Source organism: Nostoc sp. DedVER02 (genome assembly GCF_034530675.2).
GTDB lineage: Bacteria > Cyanobacteriota > Cyanobacteriia > Cyanobacteriales > Nostocaceae > Nostoc.
The window spans coordinates 1-19067 of the sequence record NZ_JAVRCP020000018.1; the positions used below are offsets into that span (position 1 = coordinate 1).

The window sequence follows — 19067 nt, forward strand, 5'->3', positions numbered from 1 at the left end:
CGAACCGCAAAGGACGCAAAGGACACAAAGAAAGAAGTTAAAAGGGTTTGGCGCAGCCTCACAAAGAAATGGTATTAGTCATCAAATGTTCTCCTGATTCTTTAACTATTCTGAATTCTGACTCCTGAATTCTTACAAATAAGCGCCACGCTAAAGGTTACTGCACATTGCAAATTAGTTGAAATTTTCTATTAGTTTGAGTAGCTGATAATGCTTATCTTTATTTATTGGCACCCGCCAATAAATAAAAAATTTTTAGTTTGCTGAAAATTCCAAACCATTTTATTTCCTGCTTAAGAACACGCTCACGATCAGCAGATTCTTGTGGCGGTAATTCCCAAATATCACGGATCTTATCTTCTTGGTGATCTGTTAATTGGAGATGATCTGGTAATTGAGACCGTTGCCCAAATAACCAAGGTACTCCATTTAATAGTTCTCTTTCTATTCCATGAAACATAATTTTTACCCTTATTAAAAATAAAGTGATTTTGACATTTAGCTTTTTACTTCTTGCTGCAATTATTGGCATTTGGCGATATCTTCGTTAAAACTGCTGTCCCAAAGTTATTTAACATCAACTTTTGTGGAAATTACACCCGCTTGAAAAAAGGTATCAGCAACCTTTTGCCCAGAAGCAATAGCTTCGTCAGAAACAGGAAGTAATTCTTGACGACGCTGTTGTTGTTATTAACAAGCAACCCAGAGAGAAGAAAAAATTTTGCCGCAGCCAATTTATAGACACGTTAATTTTTGGGTAAAAAACAAGGAAGTAAAATAACCACCAACTACTCTAGTAAGCCTGGTTCTTCGCCCACAATTCGCTCGTAGAGTGGCTGAAAGCTAAACCAACCACCAGAATGGGTTCCTACTTGGTTATGAGTAAAAGTTGCTGTTTCGTGGTCAATGGGAAGTGGTTTGCCAGCTGCTTCTGCAAGCAGTTGGGCTTGAGCCGATCGCTCAAAAGAAATGTACCAAAAAGCAGCTTCGTCTACTGTTTGTCCCACTGTCAAAAAGCCATGATTCCGTAGAATGACAGCTTTTTTGTCTCCCAAAGATTCAGCAATTCTTTTACCCTCTGAAGTATCTAAAACTACTCCTTTATAGTCATCAAATAGAGCGTGGTCTTGATAGAAAGCACAAGCATCTTGAGTTAGAGGATCAAGCAGTCGACCAAGACTTGACCAAGATTTACCATGCAGAGAATGAGCATGAGCAGCTGCAACTATATCAGGTCGCGCCTCATGAACCTGTGAATGAATCGCAAAAGCGGCGCGATTGACAGGAGCATTACCTTTGACAACTTCGCCTTCTCTATCGACCAAAATCAAGTCAGAAACTCGGATGTGACCAAAGTACTTGCCAAGGGGATTTACCCAAAAATGGTCGGTAAACTCAGGATCTCTGGCGGTGATGTGGCCTGCTGTTCCCTCACTAAAGCCAAAACGAGCAAACAACCGAAATGCAGCCGCAAGGCGTTGTTTGCGGTAGAGTCGTTCTTCTTCAACTCGTTCAAAGACTGGCGGTTGTGGTCTAGTGAAATTTGGCATGATTTTCTCTTTCTTGTTTCACAGGGACATTAAGCTACGGTTACTGTTTGTCGTTCTTGCTGTTGTACTTGTTGACGTACCAAAGGAATCACATCTCGACCGTAGGCGATCGCATCTTCCACCGGGTCAAAACCGCGAATTAATAGTGTTGTCACTCCAGCTTTGTAGTAATCAAATAATGACTCTGCAACTTGTTCTGGAGTCCCTACCAAAGCAGTAGTATTACCACGAGCGCCAGTAGCAGCTGCGATCGGTGTCCATAAACGCTTATCATAAATTTCGCTTTCCTTAGCAAAATCCAATAACCGCAATGAACCAACAGCTTGAGGTCGCAAAGAAGCACCAGCAGATAATTGAATACCTGCTTTAGCACGGCTTTCATTGATGCGTGAGAGAATATAACGCGCCTTTTCCCATGCTTTTGCTTCTGTTTCGCCCAAAATCGGACGCAAGGAAACACTAAATCGTAAATCTTTTCCAGGCGGTGCTGCGGCTTTCACCTCTGCGATCTGTTGTTTAATAGCAGCTATGGGTTCTCCCCAAAACGCATATACATTACTGTGCTTTGCACCTACATCCACAGCAGCACCAGAAGCACCACCGAAATATATCGGAATATGTGGTTGCTGTAAAGGTTTAACTTCCGAAAATGCTTGTTTGAGTTGGTAAAACTCCCCTTGATAATCGAAAGGTTCTTCACTCGTCCAAACTCGCCGCACAATGTCAAGATATTCATCGGTACGGCGATAGCGAGTATCATGATCGAGCCAATCACCATCGCGCTGTTGTTCGGCATCACTTCCACCAGTAATGATATGCACTGCAACGCGACCATTAGAAAAGTGATCTAATGTGGCTAATTTACGGGCGGCTAAAGTGGGAGCCACAAAACCCGGTCTATGTGCAAGTAAAAATTTGAGTCGTTCAGTTGCAGCAGCCAGATAACTGACTACATTAAAGCCATCCGGCCCTGTAGAACTATAACCAACTAATACTCGATCAAAGCCACCATCTTCATGGACTTTTGCAAATTTGCGGACATAAGCTAAGTCTATACTTCCTCCCGTGAGAGATACAGTAGGGTCATGTAATTCAGACGCTTCTCGCGTACCAATCATGCCAATAAATTCCACAGACATATTAATTTTGCTCCAAATCTTTGTTATTTAAGTTTTTAGTGGTAGTTATTCTTTGCCTCTTTTGATCTTTCCTACCTAGCGGCGGTAGTTTCTAACGGACATACTGCCGTTGCAATATCTACTCGTTGCGGAATAATTTTTTGCTCTAGCAACCAGTCAGCTGTTTTCTGAAGCTTGGTGATATCTTCAGCATTAGGAAATATGTAAGACTCTGGGCCTCGATTTTTAGTAACTTGCTTGGCTACAGTATCAGAGATTTTTAGCTCTTTAACTAAAAAATCTGATGCAGCATTAGTATGTTGATTTAACCATTCACCATCCTCACTCAAAGCAGTGAGAGCAGCTTTCACTGCTACAGGATTTTCTTTAGCTGCATCACCACGAACAACCATAATGCCGTAGGTAGGAGCAGGGTGTGTAGTAGTAATTCTCCGTGCCTTATGCTCTAATTGGGCAATGGAAATATAAGGTTCCCAAACTGCCCACCCATCAACAGAACCTTGATATAGAGCAGGTGCAGCATCATTCGGTGATAAGTAAACTCGCTGGACTTTCTCTTTAGGAATATTTTCTTTTTCCAAAACTTTTAATAACAGATATTCGCCCGCACCACCTTGATTAACAGCAACTTTTTTACCTACTAAATCAGTCGGTTTACGAATGGGAGAATCACCACGAACTAAGATGGCACTACTCAAAGAATCTGGACTAGGACGCTGTACAGAGCCAATACAAAGAGGTTGTCCAGCAGCAATTCCAGAAATGGAAGGAATATCACCACAGCCGCCAATATCTGCTCGATTACCATTGAGAGAACTTAAAAGCGTAGCGCAACGGTCAAATGGCCCACTCCATTCAACTTTAATATTTTGCGTGGCTAACTGACGCTCTAACTCACCTCGTTGACGCGCAATGGGAATAATCCCGCCTTTTTGGTAGCCCAAGCGAATCACATTGTTTTTATCTGTAGTTTTGGTAGTGATAGTTTTTGAAGAGGAATCTGAGTTAGCTGTGGCATTGATAGCTGTTTGTTGACTGCAACTAGAAGCTATCAAAGCAAGAAAAGACGTTGCGATCGCAACGTTTTTACTGTTAATACATTTTTGTTTATATTGAAAGCGGTGTTCTTTTAAATAATTCACCACAATTGAATCCTTAATACCAATTTTTAGGAATTTAAGCAGCCATATCTATAATGATACGAACAAATTACACTAACTCGATCGATTTACCGTAGTAACAGAAAGAAGATACCACCTTTTGATGAGTTGTTCAAATCTAATCAATATTTCTTTATCTTTGACTATGAGAATTTAGCGCAGGTATTTCTATATGAACCTACACATAAGTAGTGAGAGAATAAACTGTAAAAAACTCATAGACACAAATATCAAAAAAATTTTTGATTTGAGTGAAAATCTCTAAAAAACTGGTATAATCCTTCCTTTGTATTCTTTGTTGATAAAATCTTTGACATTTGGATGGACAAGTAGTTTGTTTAACTTTTGAATCTGTGGCTCATTTTCTCGACCTTGTAATGTAACTAATGCAAGAGCGTATTTCTTGTCTTTAGCTGTTTCTTCACCCATAGAATTAGGTTCTATTCCTGCAAGTGCAACAGTTTGAGCAGAAGATACAATGAAATCTACATCATTAATAGCTCGGACAACTTGTACACCTTCTACTTCCTTGATTTTCAAGTTTTTCGGGTTAGCAGCAATATCTCTTTGAGTCACGAATTGTTTAGGATTTTCTTTTAATTTAATTAAACCGTTAGTTGCTAATAACCGTAATCCTCGGTCGTTATTTATGACATCATTAGCAATTGTCACAGTTGCATTTTGAGGAATTTCGCTTACTGATTTTAATTTGTTAGAGAAAAGACCAAGCGTGTTCAAATACACTGTATTCAACGCTACTAAATTTAGATTTAATTCTTTACTAGCATTATTCATGAAAGGTCTGTGCTGAAAGAAATTAGCATCAATAACCTTATCTCTCAAAGCTGTGTTGGGTTGTATCCAGTCATTAAAGGTAACAACTTGAATCTCCAAGCCTTCTTTTGCTGCTATATTGTTATTCACAAATTTTAAAATATCCTGAGAGAGTATCCCAGTCACCCCAACTTTAATTACTTCTTTTTGCTCTTTTTGGCTAATTGTTTGCGTATTAGTAGAGTTTTGAGTAGATTGTTGGCTACAACTAGCAAAGATTGAAGAGACAGTCAGGGAACCTAAAGCTGTTAAGAGAAATCTGCGTCTATTCATAAGATTTTTAATTAATGTAAATTGTAAATGCTGAGTAAAATATTGCTCGTCTGTCTCCTTACTTTCATTCAGCGTTTTCTCATACGCTGTGCAATTAAATCACCTATAAATTGAATAATTTGTACTAGTGCAATCAAAACTACAATGGTAGAAAACATAACGCCTACATCGAAGCGTTGGTAGCCATATTGAATTGCCAAATTACCTAATCCACCTCCACCCACAGCCCCAGCCATCGCGGAAGAGTTAAGTAAACTCACAATTAGAATCGTCATACCTAATATCAGTGAAGGCAAAGCTTCGGGAATCAAGACTTTGAGAACGATTTGCCAATAATTGCACCCCATTGCTTGGGCAGCTTCTATTAGTCCCTTATCAACTTCTAAAATGCTAGTTTCAGCGATACGACCAAAAAATGGGATGGCGGCGAGAGTTAGGGGAACTAAAGCAGCTGTGCTACCGATGGAAGTGCCGACAATTAGGCGGGTGAGTGGTGTTAAAACGACAAGCAGAATAATAAAAGGAAATGAGCGTCCAGTATTGACGATCGCACCCAGCACTTTATGCACTTGAGGAAAATCTAGCAAGTTTCCGGGGCCTGTCATCACTAGCAACAAGCCCAAAGGTAAGCCTAATACTATTGCAACTAGGGTAGATATACCCACCATGTAAAAAGTTTCACTGGTGGCTAGCAACAAGCTTTGGAGTAATTCTTGTCCTTGCATTCACCCACCTCTTAACATAAGTTTTAGCGAATGGACTCAAATAAACTTTGCGTTCCTCTGTCTTGAAAAGTTTGCTCAACGGGGGGAACCCCCCTCCGGGTTCGGTAGTTCCTCATGGGGGAAACCCCCAAGACCGGACTACCTCACCGCACGCAACTTTTCGCTGCGCTTACCTCTGTGTTCCTCTGCGTTTAAAGTCTCAGTCCAGCCTGCTTCAGCAGTGGTAAAACGCGCTTACCGAAGAAATCCAGATCAGGCTCAAAATCATAAAAGGCAAGCTGGAACCCATCGACACCAGCCTTATTCAGTTGCAAAAGTTGTTCGGTAATTTGTTCGGGTGAACCGATTAGCTGCACATTACCGCCGATCGCACTGCCAACATCATGACGCAGATTTCCCTTCTTATGCCCCCTCCAGGCGTGTGCATCGCTGCTAACGCGAGAACGTCCAGCAATTGACTCATAATCGGCATGGTCGATTATTGCTTGAGCATATTCTTCTGCCTCTTTTTCCGTTTCCCGCACAACAATAAGCGGATTTAGGAGAGTGCGGACTTGTCTACCATTAGCGATCGCTGATTGTTTGACACGGGCTGTATGGGCGGGTAACGATGACAAAGCGCTTTCTATGTCACCGCCAGCCGGACTGGTGATAAATACGATATCAGAATGGCGACCCGCAAACTCAATGCCAGCATCTGAGCCAGTGGCGTTAACTAGGATGGGGCGACCATAAAGCGGGCGGGGACTGATGTAAGCATCCTTAAACTGCCAAGAACTCTGACTTTTATAAGAAAAATTCTCTGTTTCCGACCAGAGTCGTTTGAGGATGGTGACAAATTCATCAGCGAGTTCATAGCGGCGATCGTGTTCGATTTGGCTCCAGCCAAACAGTTCATGCTCATAAGCCCGGTGTCCGGTGACAACATTAATTCCCCAGCGACCTTTAGAAATGTGGTCAAGTGTCGCACCAAATTTAGCCAGATGGATGGGATGCCAAGGCCCGTAAAGAACATGAATTGTTGAGATTAATAGAATGCGTGAGGTAATGGCAGCAAGGGAAGCAGTAGCAATAAAGGCATCTAAACCTGCTTCTGTCCGAGTTGGCCCTTGTCCGCCCTTTGGCTGCCAGGTAGAATAGCCGAAAACAAGGTCAAAACCTAACTTCTCAGCTTTTTGGGTCAGTTTGGCATTGTAATCAAACGACCAGTCTGTAGTGCGCGGGAGGTTAGAAGAACTCCAACCACCGTGATGAATCGGTAAGAATAGCCCTAGCAGTACTGGTTGCCGGAGAGCTTGGGATAATGGGCTTTGGGGATAGTCTGTTGGAGAAGCGTAAACGCCAAGCGGCTTGTCGCCAGACATCGCCTCTTTACTTGCTTTCAAAGAAGTAGTATCAATTGCACTCATAGTTCCTCTCAACGGTTTCGGTTGGCTGCGAGATCCCCGACTTCTGATAAAAAGTGTTTTCCTGGATGTTATAAGTCAAACAATTTTGGATTTTAGATTTTAGATTGAAAAGAGCAATAAAGAATTGTTTGCGCGTTTAAATTCGCTTGCTCTGTAACCCCTTTTAAATTTTGAATCTTCAATCCAAAATCCAAAATCCAAAATTTAAAATTCGGTCAGGGATTTGAACAAAATTAGAAGAATCCTCGTTGCGGCAATGGTGTACCGTTGATTTCGTAGTCCCCGATCGCACGAGCCTTAAAATGATTTGGATTGTGTGAGGATAAGGTACGGGCGTTGCGCCAATGACGATCAAAGTTGGAGCTTTTCTTTGTTGTGGAAGCCCCACCAACTTCAAACAGCAAAGTGGCTGAACGTAAAGCCAAATCATCAACAATCAATTTGGCTTTGGATGCACTCAGAGAAGTTGCCAGTGCCGCAGCCGTCTCTGCCTCTTCACCCTGAGCTTGGGCAGCAGGGAGGCGATCAAGACCATCAGCTGCTGCTAAAACAATCGCTTCGGCAGCAAAGGCATTGGCGGCAATCTGCCCGATAGTCTGCTGCAAGATTGGATCTTCTGAGGCTTGCTCGGATACAGCATGGTAGAAAGTCCGGGGCCTGTTACGAATGAGGGCTGTTGCATCGCGTAGAACGCTGCGAATAATACCAGCATTGATTGCTGTTAAAAATAATTGCGGGACGATGTTGTATGGCAGGTTGTCTTTGTCTGTATCTGTCTCAAAAATTACTTCATCCGCCTCTACACGGACATTTTTGAATGTTGTCGTTCCAGTGCCTGTAAGCCTTTGACCAAAGCCGTCCCAGTCATCCACAAGGTCAATCCCTTCGCGGTTTGTAGGAATGAGTATAAATGCTTTAGTGCCATCGGGTACTAGCACACGCACGAAAATCAAGTCTGCATAAAGGCTGCCAGTGCTGTAATACTTTGTTCCATTCAGCCGATAGCCGTCGCCATCGGGTGTTAATTTTGTATTTGCGACTTGACCACCACCAGATCGCTTGCTTTCCAGTTCGGTTGAAGCGAGTCCAATAATCGCGCCATCGACGACTGCCTTGAGCCAGCGACGATTTCTTTGGGTGCGCTCAGAACGCAAAATTCGCTCTGTAACAGAGAAATGATTCCGCACAATGTGAGCGACATTTGGATCGGCATCCCCCAGCCGAATCACGACCTCGAATAGTTCGCGTGCGGTGCTACCACCACCACCTTCAGCAATGGGAATTCGCAATGCACCCAACCTGGAACGCCGGATCAATTCAACCACATTATAAGGAAGGATGCGATCGCGATCGCGCTCACTTGCCCCCAGTGCAATAAAATCAAAAAGCTGCTGAAGTTCTGGCGAATTTGCTTTCACAGGAGCCGAAAATTGAATTGTCGTATCTGCAAGTTTTTCTGGACTCTTAATCATTAGTTTTTATCTCCGAATATCTGATGAAAAATCTATGTTGGTGAGTGGTAGGGTTATTGTTGCTTAAGGCTTGACATCTGTTGGAGTAAAAGCAGCATACTGTTCAGCAGAGAGAATCGCATCCCTAACGTTGATTTTCTTGGTGATAAATTTCTGCTCATAGAACAAGTCAGCAATCGTCTGCTGTCCTGATAAAACTTCTTCACTAAGGGGTCTTAGAGTGTAACGCCGCCGCTTTGAAACTAATTCCAATGTGGGAACATCAATTTTTGCTTCGGGTGAAATTAGTTCGGCAACCTCTTTTGGGTTGTTTTCAGCCCATTTACCGATATTGTTAATCTCTTCCAAAATGGCTTTGACTAGCTCAGGGTTATCTTTAACAAACGTGCGCGAACCTAACCAGTAGCCTCCTTGGGTAGTAATATTTTTACCATCGCGGAGAATGCGAACCCTAGCAGTTTTTTGAAATACAGCCAAGTGAGGATCGCCAACAACAGCAGCTTCAACACTCTTACGTTCAAATGCTGCACGAGTTTCTAATGGTGTAAGGTTAATGTGTTTAACATCACTAAGTTTTAATCCGGCTTCTTTTAAAACCTTCACAACGAAGTACTGCTGTGCTGTGGCTCTTTGGAAAGCTAGTCCTTTACCTTTTAAATCAGCTACAGTCTTGATTGAAGAGTCTTTATCGACTACAACAGCAGTTCCTTCACCAGTACCAGGTTTAGTACTAGCAACATATACGAAAGGAACACCAGAAGCTTGAGCAAAGATAGGTGGAGTTTCACCAACAGAACCGAAATCCACACTTCCTACATTCATTGCTTCTAGAAGTTGCGGCCCAGCGGCAAATTTCGACCACTCTACAGAAATACCAAGTGGCTTTAAACGCTTCTCTAAAACTCCTTTAATCTTGACTATATCTCCAGCCGACTGATAGCCCATCCGTAATACTTTGGTCTTGATGTTACTAGAGGCAACAGCGGTTTTCTCTGTAGTTTGTGAGCTACAACCAACTAGGCTTGTAGACAGGGTAAATACTCCAGCTACTAAGAACATGAGAAAGCTACCTTTTTTAAATATTGCTACCATGATGTATTACCAATTTCCTGGGGTTAAAATACAAGCTTTAATTACTACTAAGAACTGATTTTGAAATGATGTAAAAGTTAGAGAGCGGAAATTCTTTATTTTGCGATTAGAGTCCGCTTACAAACTGCCTAATCTGACAAAAACCAAAATCTACTGCAAGGCGATAGATTTGCAGTAGATTGTTAATTGCACGGAATATACCACAAGCTAATCTAAAAATCAAGAAGCAAGGATGACTGTGCTATTGATGCAAGTGGGCAAAATGAAATGAATGCTAGGTGTAATAACTAGCGATCGCTACTTAAACTAGACTAGTCTGAAAAAAGCGATTAGCAGGGCGCGCCAACCCCAGATTTTCGCGCAAGGTGTTACCCTCATACTCTTTGCGGAAGATTCCACGCCGTTGGAGTTCTGGCACAACCTTGTCCACAAAATCATTCAGCCCTTCAGGAAGAAAAGGGAACATGATGTTGAAACCGTCAGAGCCTTCCTCAATCAGCCATTGCTCCATCTCATCAGCGATGCTTTGGGGTGTGCCGACGAAGGCCAGTCCGCCGTAACTGCCAATGCGTTGCGCCAGTTGTCGAATAGTCAAATTCTCACGTTGTGCTAAGGCGATTACTCTTTCTCGTGAAGAGTGACCACCGTTATTCGGTGGGATTTCTGGCAAGGGGCCATCCGGGTCAAAACCCGAAACGTCGTAGCCAATAGCACTATTTAGGCTAGCAATCCCACTGTCATAATGTACTAGGCTATCTAAATGAAGACGCTTGGCCTGTGCCTCGGCGACGGTTTCCCCCACGATGACTAAAGCACCTGGAAGGATTTTTATGCTGTCTGGGTCACGTCCGATTGCCTGCGCTCGTCCCTTAATGTCTGCAAATAAAGCTTTGCCAGCCTCCAGATTACTAGCAGGTGCAAACACAGCCTCAGCGGTTTCGGCAGCTAATTGCCGTCCGGCTTCAGATGCGCCTGCCTGAACGATTACCGGCCAGCCTTGGACAGGTCTGGCGATGTTCAATGGCCCTCGCACCGAGAGATATTTTCCCTGATGATTCAGAACGTGAAGCTTTGCAGGGTCGAAATAAATCCCTGCTTCCACATCCCGAATAAACGCATCGTCAGCAAAGGAATCCCAAAGACCCGTGACAACATCATAAAATTCTCTAGCCCGCCGATAGCGTTCATCATGCTCTACCTCTTCTTCTAATCCAAAGTTGAGGGCTGCGTCTGGATTGGCTGTGGTGACGATGTTCCAGCCAGCGCGACCGCCACTAATATGATCGAGAGACGCGAAGCGGCGAGCGATGTGGTAAGGCTGGTCATAAGTTGTGGAAGCGGTGGCTACTAGTCCGATGTGTTCGGTGACGCTGGCAAGGGCAGAAAGCAGGGTGAAAGGTTCAAAGGATGTGACAGTATGGCTGCGTTTCAAAGCGTTAACTGGCATATTCAGCACCGCTAAATGATCTGCCATGAAGAATGCGTCAAACTTGCCTTGCTCTAGTTTCTGGATGAATCGTTTCAGTGCTGGGAAGTTGAAATTAGCATCAGGCAAAGCCCCAGGATAGCGCCAAGCGCCTGTATGTATGCTTACCGGGCGCATAAAAGCACCTAGTTTTAATTGCTTCGATCTGCTCATCAGTCCTCCGTATGTGTAATTCGTAATTCGTAATTCGTAATTAAAATACAGGTGCAATCGTCCCTTTGAAGTAGTTATTTATATAGTCCTTCAACTTGGGATCGACAACCAATTGATTTAGTTTTTGGATGTTGGGATCATTTACTTTTGATTCTAAAGTTGCTAAACCCACCGCATAATTTTTGTTAGCCATGCCAATTTCGTCTAACACAATAGGATTTAGAGATACCTTTGCTTGCACAAGGAAGGATGCAGATGTCACAGCTAAATCTAGATCGTCTAACGCTCTAACAATAGCGTAATTGTCTAATTCCTTAATTTGGATATTTTTGGGATGCTTAATTATATCTTTGATGCTGTAATACTCCCCTGGTTTTTATTTTAAACTGATTAAGTTGATGTGTTTGAGGAATTTCAAGGCGCGGTCTTGATTGCTGTCATCATTATAAATAGCAATTGTCGCCCCTATAGGAATTTCATTGACTGATTTTATCTTTAGTCGTTTTGAATAGAGTCCAGTTATGGTGGTATAACTACGATTTAACATGACAAAATCTGCGTTGAGTCTTTTGGCAGCTTGTTTCATAAACGGTTCATGTTGGAAAAAATTAGCATCAATTTCCCCACTCTTAAGAGCATCGTCAATTTTCACTGAATCAGCGATAGTCACGATTTGAAAATCTAAGCCTTGGCTGGAGGCTATTTCTTTTTGAATGAACTTCAAAACATCCTCAGTGGTGGTATTTCGAGACCCGATTTTTAGTACTGTTGTCTTAGTTGATTGGCTGACTAATTGACCCGTAGATGAACTTGGTTTTGGTGTACAACTAGCGAAAAAAATAGATGCGATCGCCAACCCTGTTGTTAGGATAAAATAGCGGCGATAGAGCTTTGGATAAAACATGATAATAATTAGTAATTTTTAATAAAGGGTAGAAAGGAAATTCTGTAATTGAGAAGGTCAGATTTAATTTTGATTTTCTTCCCAATCCGCAATTCAATGCACCTGTACTTCAAATTCTGCTTCATGCAAATATTTCAAAGCTTGAGTTACCTTTTGACCTTCTAATTCAATGTGAAACTGACCAACTCGGCGATCGCCTACTGTTTCCACACTCCCACTGAGGATATTGATATCGACATCAAAATTACGGGCTAGGGTGGCGAAAATTGGTTGACTGGCTTGTTCTCCTGCAAAGGCGATCGTGGCAATAACTGCACCAGGCTTTGGTTTATAACCATTGCGATGGGGAAAAAATTCCTGTGAAAGAAATGATTCTGGCTTGGCGATTAAATCGCTAACATATCCCTTTTCCACAATCTTGCCAGCATTGAGTACAGCGACACTATCGCAGATTTGCTTGACTACAGCCATTTCATGGGTAATCAGTAAAATTGTTAAACCCATGCGCTTGTTCAAGTCGCGCAATAAATCTAAAATTGACCTCGTAGTTTGCGGATCAAGTGCTGATGTTGCTTCATCAGAAAGTAAAACTTTTGGTTCTCCAGCCAAAGCCCTAGCAATACCTACCCGTTGCTTTTGACCACCAGAAAGTTGTGCCGGATAAGCATTAGCTTTACCTGTCAATCCAACAAGTGAAATCAATTCTTCCACTTTAGTCCGGCGTTTCAGTCTACTGTAACCCATCACTTCCAGAGGAAAAGCAATGTTTTCCACGACAGTTCTGCAACTTAGTAAATTGAAGTGTTGAAAAATCATGCCAATGTGTTGACGAGCTTGACGTAACTTATCTCCAGAAAGCTTTGTCATCTCCTGTCCGTCAACTACAACTGAACCTGATGTTGGTTTTTCTAACTGATTAACACAACGAATTAAAGTGCTTTTACCTGCACCACTTTGACCTAAAACACCAAAAATTTCTCCTGGTTTGACGATAAGACTTACTCCATCTAAAGCTAGAACTTTCTGGCTGCCTTGGTTATAAACTTTGCGTACATCAGTAAATTCGATCATCTCAAAATCCCTCCACGATAAATTTTTAAGGAATGGGAAGTACTGCCCCTTGATATTTATCTTTAATAAATTGCTTAACTTTATCATCACGCAATAACTTATATAGTTTTTGAATTCTGGGGTCGGTTTCTTTGCCTTTTAATGTAGTGACAGTCACAGCATAAATTGGGTCGTTAGCTGACTCTAATGCTAAAGCGTCTTTATCGGTTTTCAATCCGGCTTGGACAATCCAATTACCCGTAACTCCTGCTAAGTCCACATCAGGAAAACTAGGAATTGCTTGCGCTCCTGGTATCTCTTTAATTTGGATGTTCTTGGGATTTGCAATAATATCTTTAGGACTCGCAGGACGGACATTTTGCTTGAGTTTTATTAAGCCTGATTCTTCCAACACTTTTAAAGCGCGATGAGCATTGCTAACATCATCAGGAATGGTGACGAGGGCTTTATTCGGCACATCCTTGAGAGTTTAGCTGAATCCTGATAGTTTTTTAGTTTTAGTAGATAAAATATGATAGAAGTTAAATTTTAAAATGGTAGTATTATCGGCGACTAAATTGAAAATTTTTGGATAGTATCTAAAAATAATTATTATAACAGTTAGCTAATCTAAATTAAATATTAATAAAGTTATTTTGCCATCATAAATATTACTAATTTATTAATAAACTAGTAATATTTAAAATTGTATAAAGCGTAAGGATTCAGGTCTAATATTGGGGAAGTAAAGAAGGACGAGACAGACTATTATTAGAGTCAGCAATTAGAGCTTGTGCAAAAAAATCAATGATAGACCTACCTTGACGACGGCAAGTTTGCACTACCGTCAACAAGTTGGCAGTGTGTTGAAACCGCGCAATCGTTCGAGAACCACCGCTAATCTTACGTTTTGTCACAGCTAAACGCAGCGATCGTTCGGCTTGATTATTATCAGGGGGAACTTCAGGATTTTCAAGAAAATACCACCATTGAGAAGCTTTATCCCGTAAAGAACGTAAAAGCTGGCTGGCTTTTGCTCCTGCCTTGTCAATCCACTGATTGAGCGTTTGTTGTAACTTAGATTTGAATTGATTAACCCAGTCGTTGTAACTGGTGGAGTCAAGAGTTTCAAACCAGTGAGCGTAATTTTTAAAGGCTTCATCAATTAAATCAACAAACGCTTCGCCAATAGCTTGGTTGTGAAGACCTGGAAGTATAATTAGTTTTTTGAAGTGACGGCGTAAATGAGCCAAACATTTCTGTTGGTCACTCACTGCATAACCATTGTAGACACTAAAATCGTCGCTGCTGAGTACTCCTGTATATTTTGGCAAATATTTTAAAAAAAGTAGCGGTAAAACTGGGATTTAATCTCGGTAGAATCAGTGGCGGCGATTTGATAGCGCCTTTGAAGCTCCGTTTATGGTCTCTTTAATAATCCCCGGCTTATAGCTGTGGAAAGTATCAATAATTATTGTCATCTTGTAGCTTTTCCTGAGATTTCTGATCGTTTTGGGGTTGATTATCAGTCGGTGAATTTTGCTTTTCCAGTGTTGGTACTACTACAGCCGAAGGATCTGATTTGGATTCTATGGGTGGTGCTGTTGGTATAACTACAGAATTTGACGGAATCACTGGTTGAGGGGAGGCAGAATTCTGATTAGATGTGGGTGAGTTCTTTTGTGGCAATGGTGCGGGGGAAGCACTGCGAGATGAGCGGATTGCCCGTAGTTTTTCCACTAGCGAGGGTGTGGGGGAAACGCTAGGTGAAGGTGAAGGTGCGGATTGCTCTAAATCGCCGCGTTGTGATTCTTGTGTAGGGCTGCTGGGAGTTTCTTCGGGGGAAGAACGACGATTACGCCGGCGCTGCTTGGAATTAGAAACAGGCGCTGATTCGGTTCTTGAGGTGTCACCATTCTCCAAGCTAGGTGCTTTCGCAGCTGGTTCTTGAGTTGGCTGTTCAAAAAGCGGCTTTGCAGTTGGCTGTGGCTGCGATTTGGGTAAGATGCTAGTGATGCCAAAACCTGCTGTAGCAGCAACTAGGGCTACACCGATACCAATAAATATTGATGAGCTAGGTTTTTTAGTCAGTAGATTTTTGTTGGCGATATCTGGGTTGGGCTGTGCCACCGCAGGCGGGTTATGAAGACGATTTTGGGCAGTTATACCCAGCACAGTTGCAGCTTGTTGGGCGGATAAATTGATGGTTGGGACTGCATAAGTTGTTAAGCCTTGTGGTGACAGATTCCCTTGATTTCCAGGTAGCAATTGTAACCACTCGGCAACTGTCGCTGGTCGAAAACGAGACTCTACCGCCATGCCGCGCATTACTGCCTGATTGACAGCAGCACTCAAGTGTGGTTGTAGTTCACGGGGAGAAGGCATTTGTTCGCGATCGCGCAATAATGCTGGCATAGGTACTTGTGCTGTCAATAGTGCATACAAGGTGGCGGCTAAACCATAAACATCGGTGGCGGGCGTGCGCGGCGCTTGTGTCAAATACTGCTCAATTGGAGAATAACCTTCAGAAACCAAACCAGTGTGAGTCTGTCTGACACTGCCATTAAATTCTCTGGCAATGCCAAAATCAATTAGTACTACTTCCTGGGTTCCTTGACGAAGAATAATGTTATCTGGTTTGACATCCCGGTGTAGCAAACCATTGTTGTGTACTACCTGCAAGGCTGCCCCAATTTGCCGGATATAATGGATTGCTGTAGCTTCCGGTAAGGTGATTCCTGGTAATACAAATGCGTCTCCCAAGGTTTCACCACGAATGTATTCCATCACCATGTAAGGCAGTCCGGCTTCTACAAAAAAGTCACTTACCCGGACTATATTTGGGTGGATACACGTAGCTAATCGTCTGGCTTCATCTTGGAATTGGCGCTCGAATTTCGTAAAATCAGGATGTTGTTGCAGCCGTTCATTGATGGTTTTCATCACTACCTCCTGGCCCAAGTAGTGATGGGTAGCTTTAAACGTAATCCCAAAGCCACCCCGCCCTATTTCTTGAATTAGGGTATATTTTCCATCCTGCAAAATTGTGCCTGCTAACATAAAGAGTCCTGATTCCTGAGTGAGCAGATAAGTAGCGATTCCTGAGTATTGAGGGATTCCCAAGAAATTTTCCCATATTATAGAGCAGGGTTTTTGCCTATCTATTTTACGAGATGATTTAGTTGTTGAAACTCTCTAAGTGAGAAAGACCTCCGAGCGATCGCAAGAGTTTTATCTTTTTCAGATGATAACGCGAGAGTCACGTCGCTTCGCTCCGAATTCAAAATTAAAAATTCAAAATTAAAGAGATTTTCATTTTATTACTCATTATTTGATGGTAAATATATCCGTGTTATGGGAGCAATTCATGTAGACGCAAAGCGGCTACTCTACGAGTTCTCCAACGGAGTACCCGCAGGGTATTGCCCCTAGAACAGATGTGATAATATTGTGTGGTAATCTTCCCGAATCGGAGTTTAGAACCGAGCGATACAAGAACTTATAGATTGTTTTTGAATAGCAACCAATTTTCAGTTTTTGTGATAAATCCGGTTAAAATCGCTGACCTATACCTAAATGCACTTTGCTTTCTCCCTGGTCATTAATGCCATAATCAGCCCGAATTAAGCCTAGTGGTGAATTGACTCGCACTCCAGCGCCATAACCAAAACCATAACCTGGTTTGTTCCTTACACCAGCCGGATCTCCTAATACAGTATCACCTGAGCCTAAATCTGAAGCAAAATCGGCAAATAATACATCGCCAACGATTGGAACGACAGGAAAACGATATTCCGCGGAAGCTAAAACATAACTGCGCCCACTTCCCACGTCACCTGAATCGTAACCGCGCACTGAATTGGAACCACCCAAGTTAAAGCTTTCATAGGGTGGTAAATTACCAAGAACAGTACCAGCTTGGACATTCACAGCAAATACTTGTGGCTGTTTGGTATTAAATAACTGGACTGGTAGATATTGGCTGTAATTGGCTTTCAGGCGATTTAGGGAAATATTACCTTGACCGATGGGAATAGATTGTTCTGTACTCAGACTCAAAACAGAACCTTTAGTTGGGTTGAGGGAATTATCTCGTTGGTCTTTGGTGGCGGTGAAGGATACTGTAGTTAGGTCATCAATACCAGTTCCACTTACAGAAAGGGGATTTCCCTGCGCGTCCGTTGGAGTAATATTACCTTGGCGATCGCGAATACTAGTTCGGGTATAGTTTAATCCTAATGAGGTATTCCAGTTATCAATTGGTCGCTGTAAGCTGACACTCCCGCCAATTTGACCTTCCCGCACTGTGTCGCCGTTAGCTAGCTTAATCTTGTCGTCAAAGGTTTCCGAAAGTTCCCGATTACGAAAACCATTCACAGTGTACCCCAAGCGATCGGGGTTTGTTGCGCGATAAGGACTGACAAATTTGCTATTAAATTGCAAGTCTCGGGTACTCACGCCAACATTCACACCTAATGTATCGTTAATACCACCAACATTCTGATCTTGATAGTTGATTGTGCCTACCAAACCTTGATCTGCATTGTAACTCCCACCCACGTTAACACCACGTGCCCCAGTTTCTTTAAGTTGGTAGACTAAATCAAGTTTTGTCGCATCTCCTTCTAAGGCGACATTCACACTCTGAAATAAACCAGTCTGATATAGTTGTTGGATGTCTTGTTTAACTATATTTTCTTGGAAGATTTGACCAGGTTTGAGTTTTAGTTGCTGTTGCAAGAAATCTGGTTTAGTACGTCCTCCGACGGGATTACCTTTACTATCAACGGTTTTACCCTCGTCGTTGACAAAACGAAATTTGATCTCACTCACCAAGCCTTCAGCAACATTTACGGTGAGAATGCCTTGAGAACTGGGTTTAATTGATAGCACTCGTGCCAAATTATAACTGTTGTCGGCGTACCACTTATTAATTTGTGCTACTCCTTGCTGGAGTGCTGCGGGACTGATGGTGGTTCCTATTTGAGATTGCAGACGTTGTTGGGCTACTTGGTAGGTGAGGACTTTTGCACCAGATAATTGGAGCGATCGCACAATCACCGGTTGCACTTGATAAACTACATTCAATCCAGTCTTTGTGCTAAAACTATTCACACTGACATTGCTAAATAAACCTGTATTTAATATTGCCGCTACATCTTTTTGTAGCTGGCTTTGACTAGTTTCTCCACCCACTTGAGTTTTAATAACTTTGCGAATAATCTCCTGCAATTCTTGATTGGCTCCCACTACTTGTACATCTGTAGCTGTGACTACTAAACTACTTTCAGTAGTAGTTTTTTGGGGAGATGAGGGAAAAGGAGTAGGGGAGGGGGGAGAAATGGGGCGGATAACTTGGGAATTTACTTCTTGTGCTGACTTTAAGATTACTGGGGAATTTTTGCTTACACCTGTTTGCACGGCGACGGGATTTTGGGAAAACTGTTGTGCAACTATAGTTTCTGGGGAAGCAATTGTCTCTATCCGTGCGGGAGTGTCTTCAATTATCGGTACTACCAAGTTCCCAGCTTTTGCAGTTGGAGTAACGGTTTTAGCAGATGCAGCCGTTGCTTGCTGAGTGGCATTGGCAGCAGCTAAAGTAGCTAAAGTAAAAATTGCAGTAGCGGAAACTCGCATAATATTTAACCTAATTAACAGGGAGTTATATTAATTTGGGATTTTAGATTTTAGATTTTGGATTAAAATACTTGACTAAAAACCTGTTCCAAGAATTTTATCCTTTCCGAATTTGGTGTTGTTTGTAGGAAAGCAAGTAAGTGGGTCAAATTAAATATAAAAACCTCGCCCGCAAGTGGCGCG

Annotated in this window: 14 protein-coding genes and 2 pseudogenes; all 16 read right to left on the reverse strand. The window is 42.4% G+C overall.

Annotation, left to right across the window (positions count from 1 at the left end):
• Positions 1 to 220 precede the first annotated feature (220 nt).
• Positions 221 to 532, reverse strand: a complete 312-nt coding sequence (locus tag RMZ41_RS18590) for a hypothetical protein (RefSeq protein WP_322643419.1) — start codon at positions 530 to 532, stop codon at positions 221 to 223.
• Positions 533 to 788: 256 nt separating this feature from the next.
• Positions 789 to 1550 (reverse strand): class II aldolase/adducin family protein, encoded by a 762-nt coding sequence (locus RMZ41_RS18595; protein WP_322643418.1) that lies wholly within the window; start codon positions 1548 to 1550, stop codon positions 789 to 791.
• A gap of 29 nt (positions 1551 to 1579) precedes the next feature.
• On the reverse strand, positions 1580 to 2689 hold the full coding sequence (locus tag RMZ41_RS18600; protein WP_322643417.1) for an LLM class flavin-dependent oxidoreductase: 1110 nt from the start codon (positions 2687 to 2689) through the stop codon (positions 1580 to 1582).
• 71 nt (positions 2690 to 2760) lie between these two features.
• Positions 2761 to 3834 carry an aliphatic sulfonate ABC transporter substrate-binding protein gene (locus RMZ41_RS18605; RefSeq protein ID WP_322643416.1) on the reverse strand — a complete coding sequence of 358 codons (1074 nt, stop codon included), beginning with the start codon at positions 3832 to 3834 and terminating at the stop codon, positions 2761 to 2763.
• A gap of 276 nt (positions 3835 to 4110) precedes the next feature.
• Complete coding sequence (locus RMZ41_RS18610; RefSeq protein WP_322643415.1) at positions 4111 to 4956, reverse strand: MetQ/NlpA family ABC transporter substrate-binding protein; 846 nt, start codon at positions 4954 to 4956, stop codon at positions 4111 to 4113.
• Positions 4957 to 5024: 68 nt separating this feature from the next.
• Complete coding sequence (locus tag RMZ41_RS18615) at positions 5025 to 5681, reverse strand: methionine ABC transporter permease (RefSeq protein ID WP_181927421.1); 657 nt, start codon at positions 5679 to 5681, stop codon at positions 5025 to 5027.
• A 191-nt stretch (positions 5682 to 5872) separates the two neighbouring features.
• Complete coding sequence (locus RMZ41_RS18620; RefSeq protein WP_322643414.1) at positions 5873 to 7090, reverse strand: LLM class flavin-dependent oxidoreductase; 1218 nt, start codon at positions 7088 to 7090, stop codon at positions 5873 to 5875.
• A 233-nt stretch (positions 7091 to 7323) separates the two neighbouring features.
• Positions 7324 to 8562 carry an acyl-CoA dehydrogenase family protein gene (locus RMZ41_RS18625; protein ID WP_322643413.1) on the reverse strand — a complete coding sequence of 413 codons (1239 nt, stop codon included), beginning with the start codon at positions 8560 to 8562 and terminating at the stop codon, positions 7324 to 7326.
• Positions 8563 to 8625: 63 nt separating this feature from the next.
• Positions 8626 to 9654 (reverse strand): aliphatic sulfonate ABC transporter substrate-binding protein, encoded by a 1029-nt coding sequence (locus RMZ41_RS18630; RefSeq protein WP_322643412.1) that lies wholly within the window; start codon positions 9652 to 9654, stop codon positions 8626 to 8628.
• A gap of 301 nt (positions 9655 to 9955) precedes the next feature.
• Positions 9956 to 11293 (reverse strand): LLM class flavin-dependent oxidoreductase, encoded by a 1338-nt coding sequence (locus tag RMZ41_RS18635; RefSeq protein ID WP_322643411.1) that lies wholly within the window; start codon positions 11291 to 11293, stop codon positions 9956 to 9958.
• Between the two features lie 40 nt (positions 11294 to 11333).
• Positions 11334 to 12197: pseudogene (locus RMZ41_RS18640) on the reverse strand (MetQ/NlpA family ABC transporter substrate-binding protein).
• Positions 12198 to 12290: 93 nt separating this feature from the next.
• The gene (locus RMZ41_RS18645) at positions 12291 to 13268 is read right to left on the reverse strand and encodes a methionine ABC transporter ATP-binding protein (RefSeq protein ID WP_322643410.1); all 978 of its coding nucleotides are present in this window, start codon (positions 13266 to 13268) and stop codon (positions 12291 to 12293) included.
• Positions 13269 to 13293: 25 nt separating this feature from the next.
• Positions 13294 to 13725 (reverse strand): MetQ/NlpA family ABC transporter substrate-binding protein, encoded by a 432-nt coding sequence (locus RMZ41_RS18650; RefSeq protein WP_322643409.1) that lies wholly within the window; start codon positions 13723 to 13725, stop codon positions 13294 to 13296.
• A gap of 253 nt (positions 13726 to 13978) precedes the next feature.
• A pseudogene (locus tag RMZ41_RS18655) lies at positions 13979 to 14575 on the reverse strand (transposase); the annotation flags it as partial.
• Between the two features lie 136 nt (positions 14576 to 14711).
• Complete coding sequence (locus RMZ41_RS18660) at positions 14712 to 16307, reverse strand: serine/threonine protein kinase (RefSeq protein WP_322643425.1); 1596 nt, start codon at positions 16305 to 16307, stop codon at positions 14712 to 14714.
• 492 nt (positions 16308 to 16799) lie between these two features.
• Positions 16800 to 18884, reverse strand: coding sequence for an outer membrane protein assembly factor (locus tag RMZ41_RS18665; RefSeq protein WP_322643408.1), 2085 nt, complete (start codon positions 18882 to 18884; stop codon positions 16800 to 16802).
• Between the last annotated feature and the right edge of the window lie 183 nt (positions 18885 to 19067).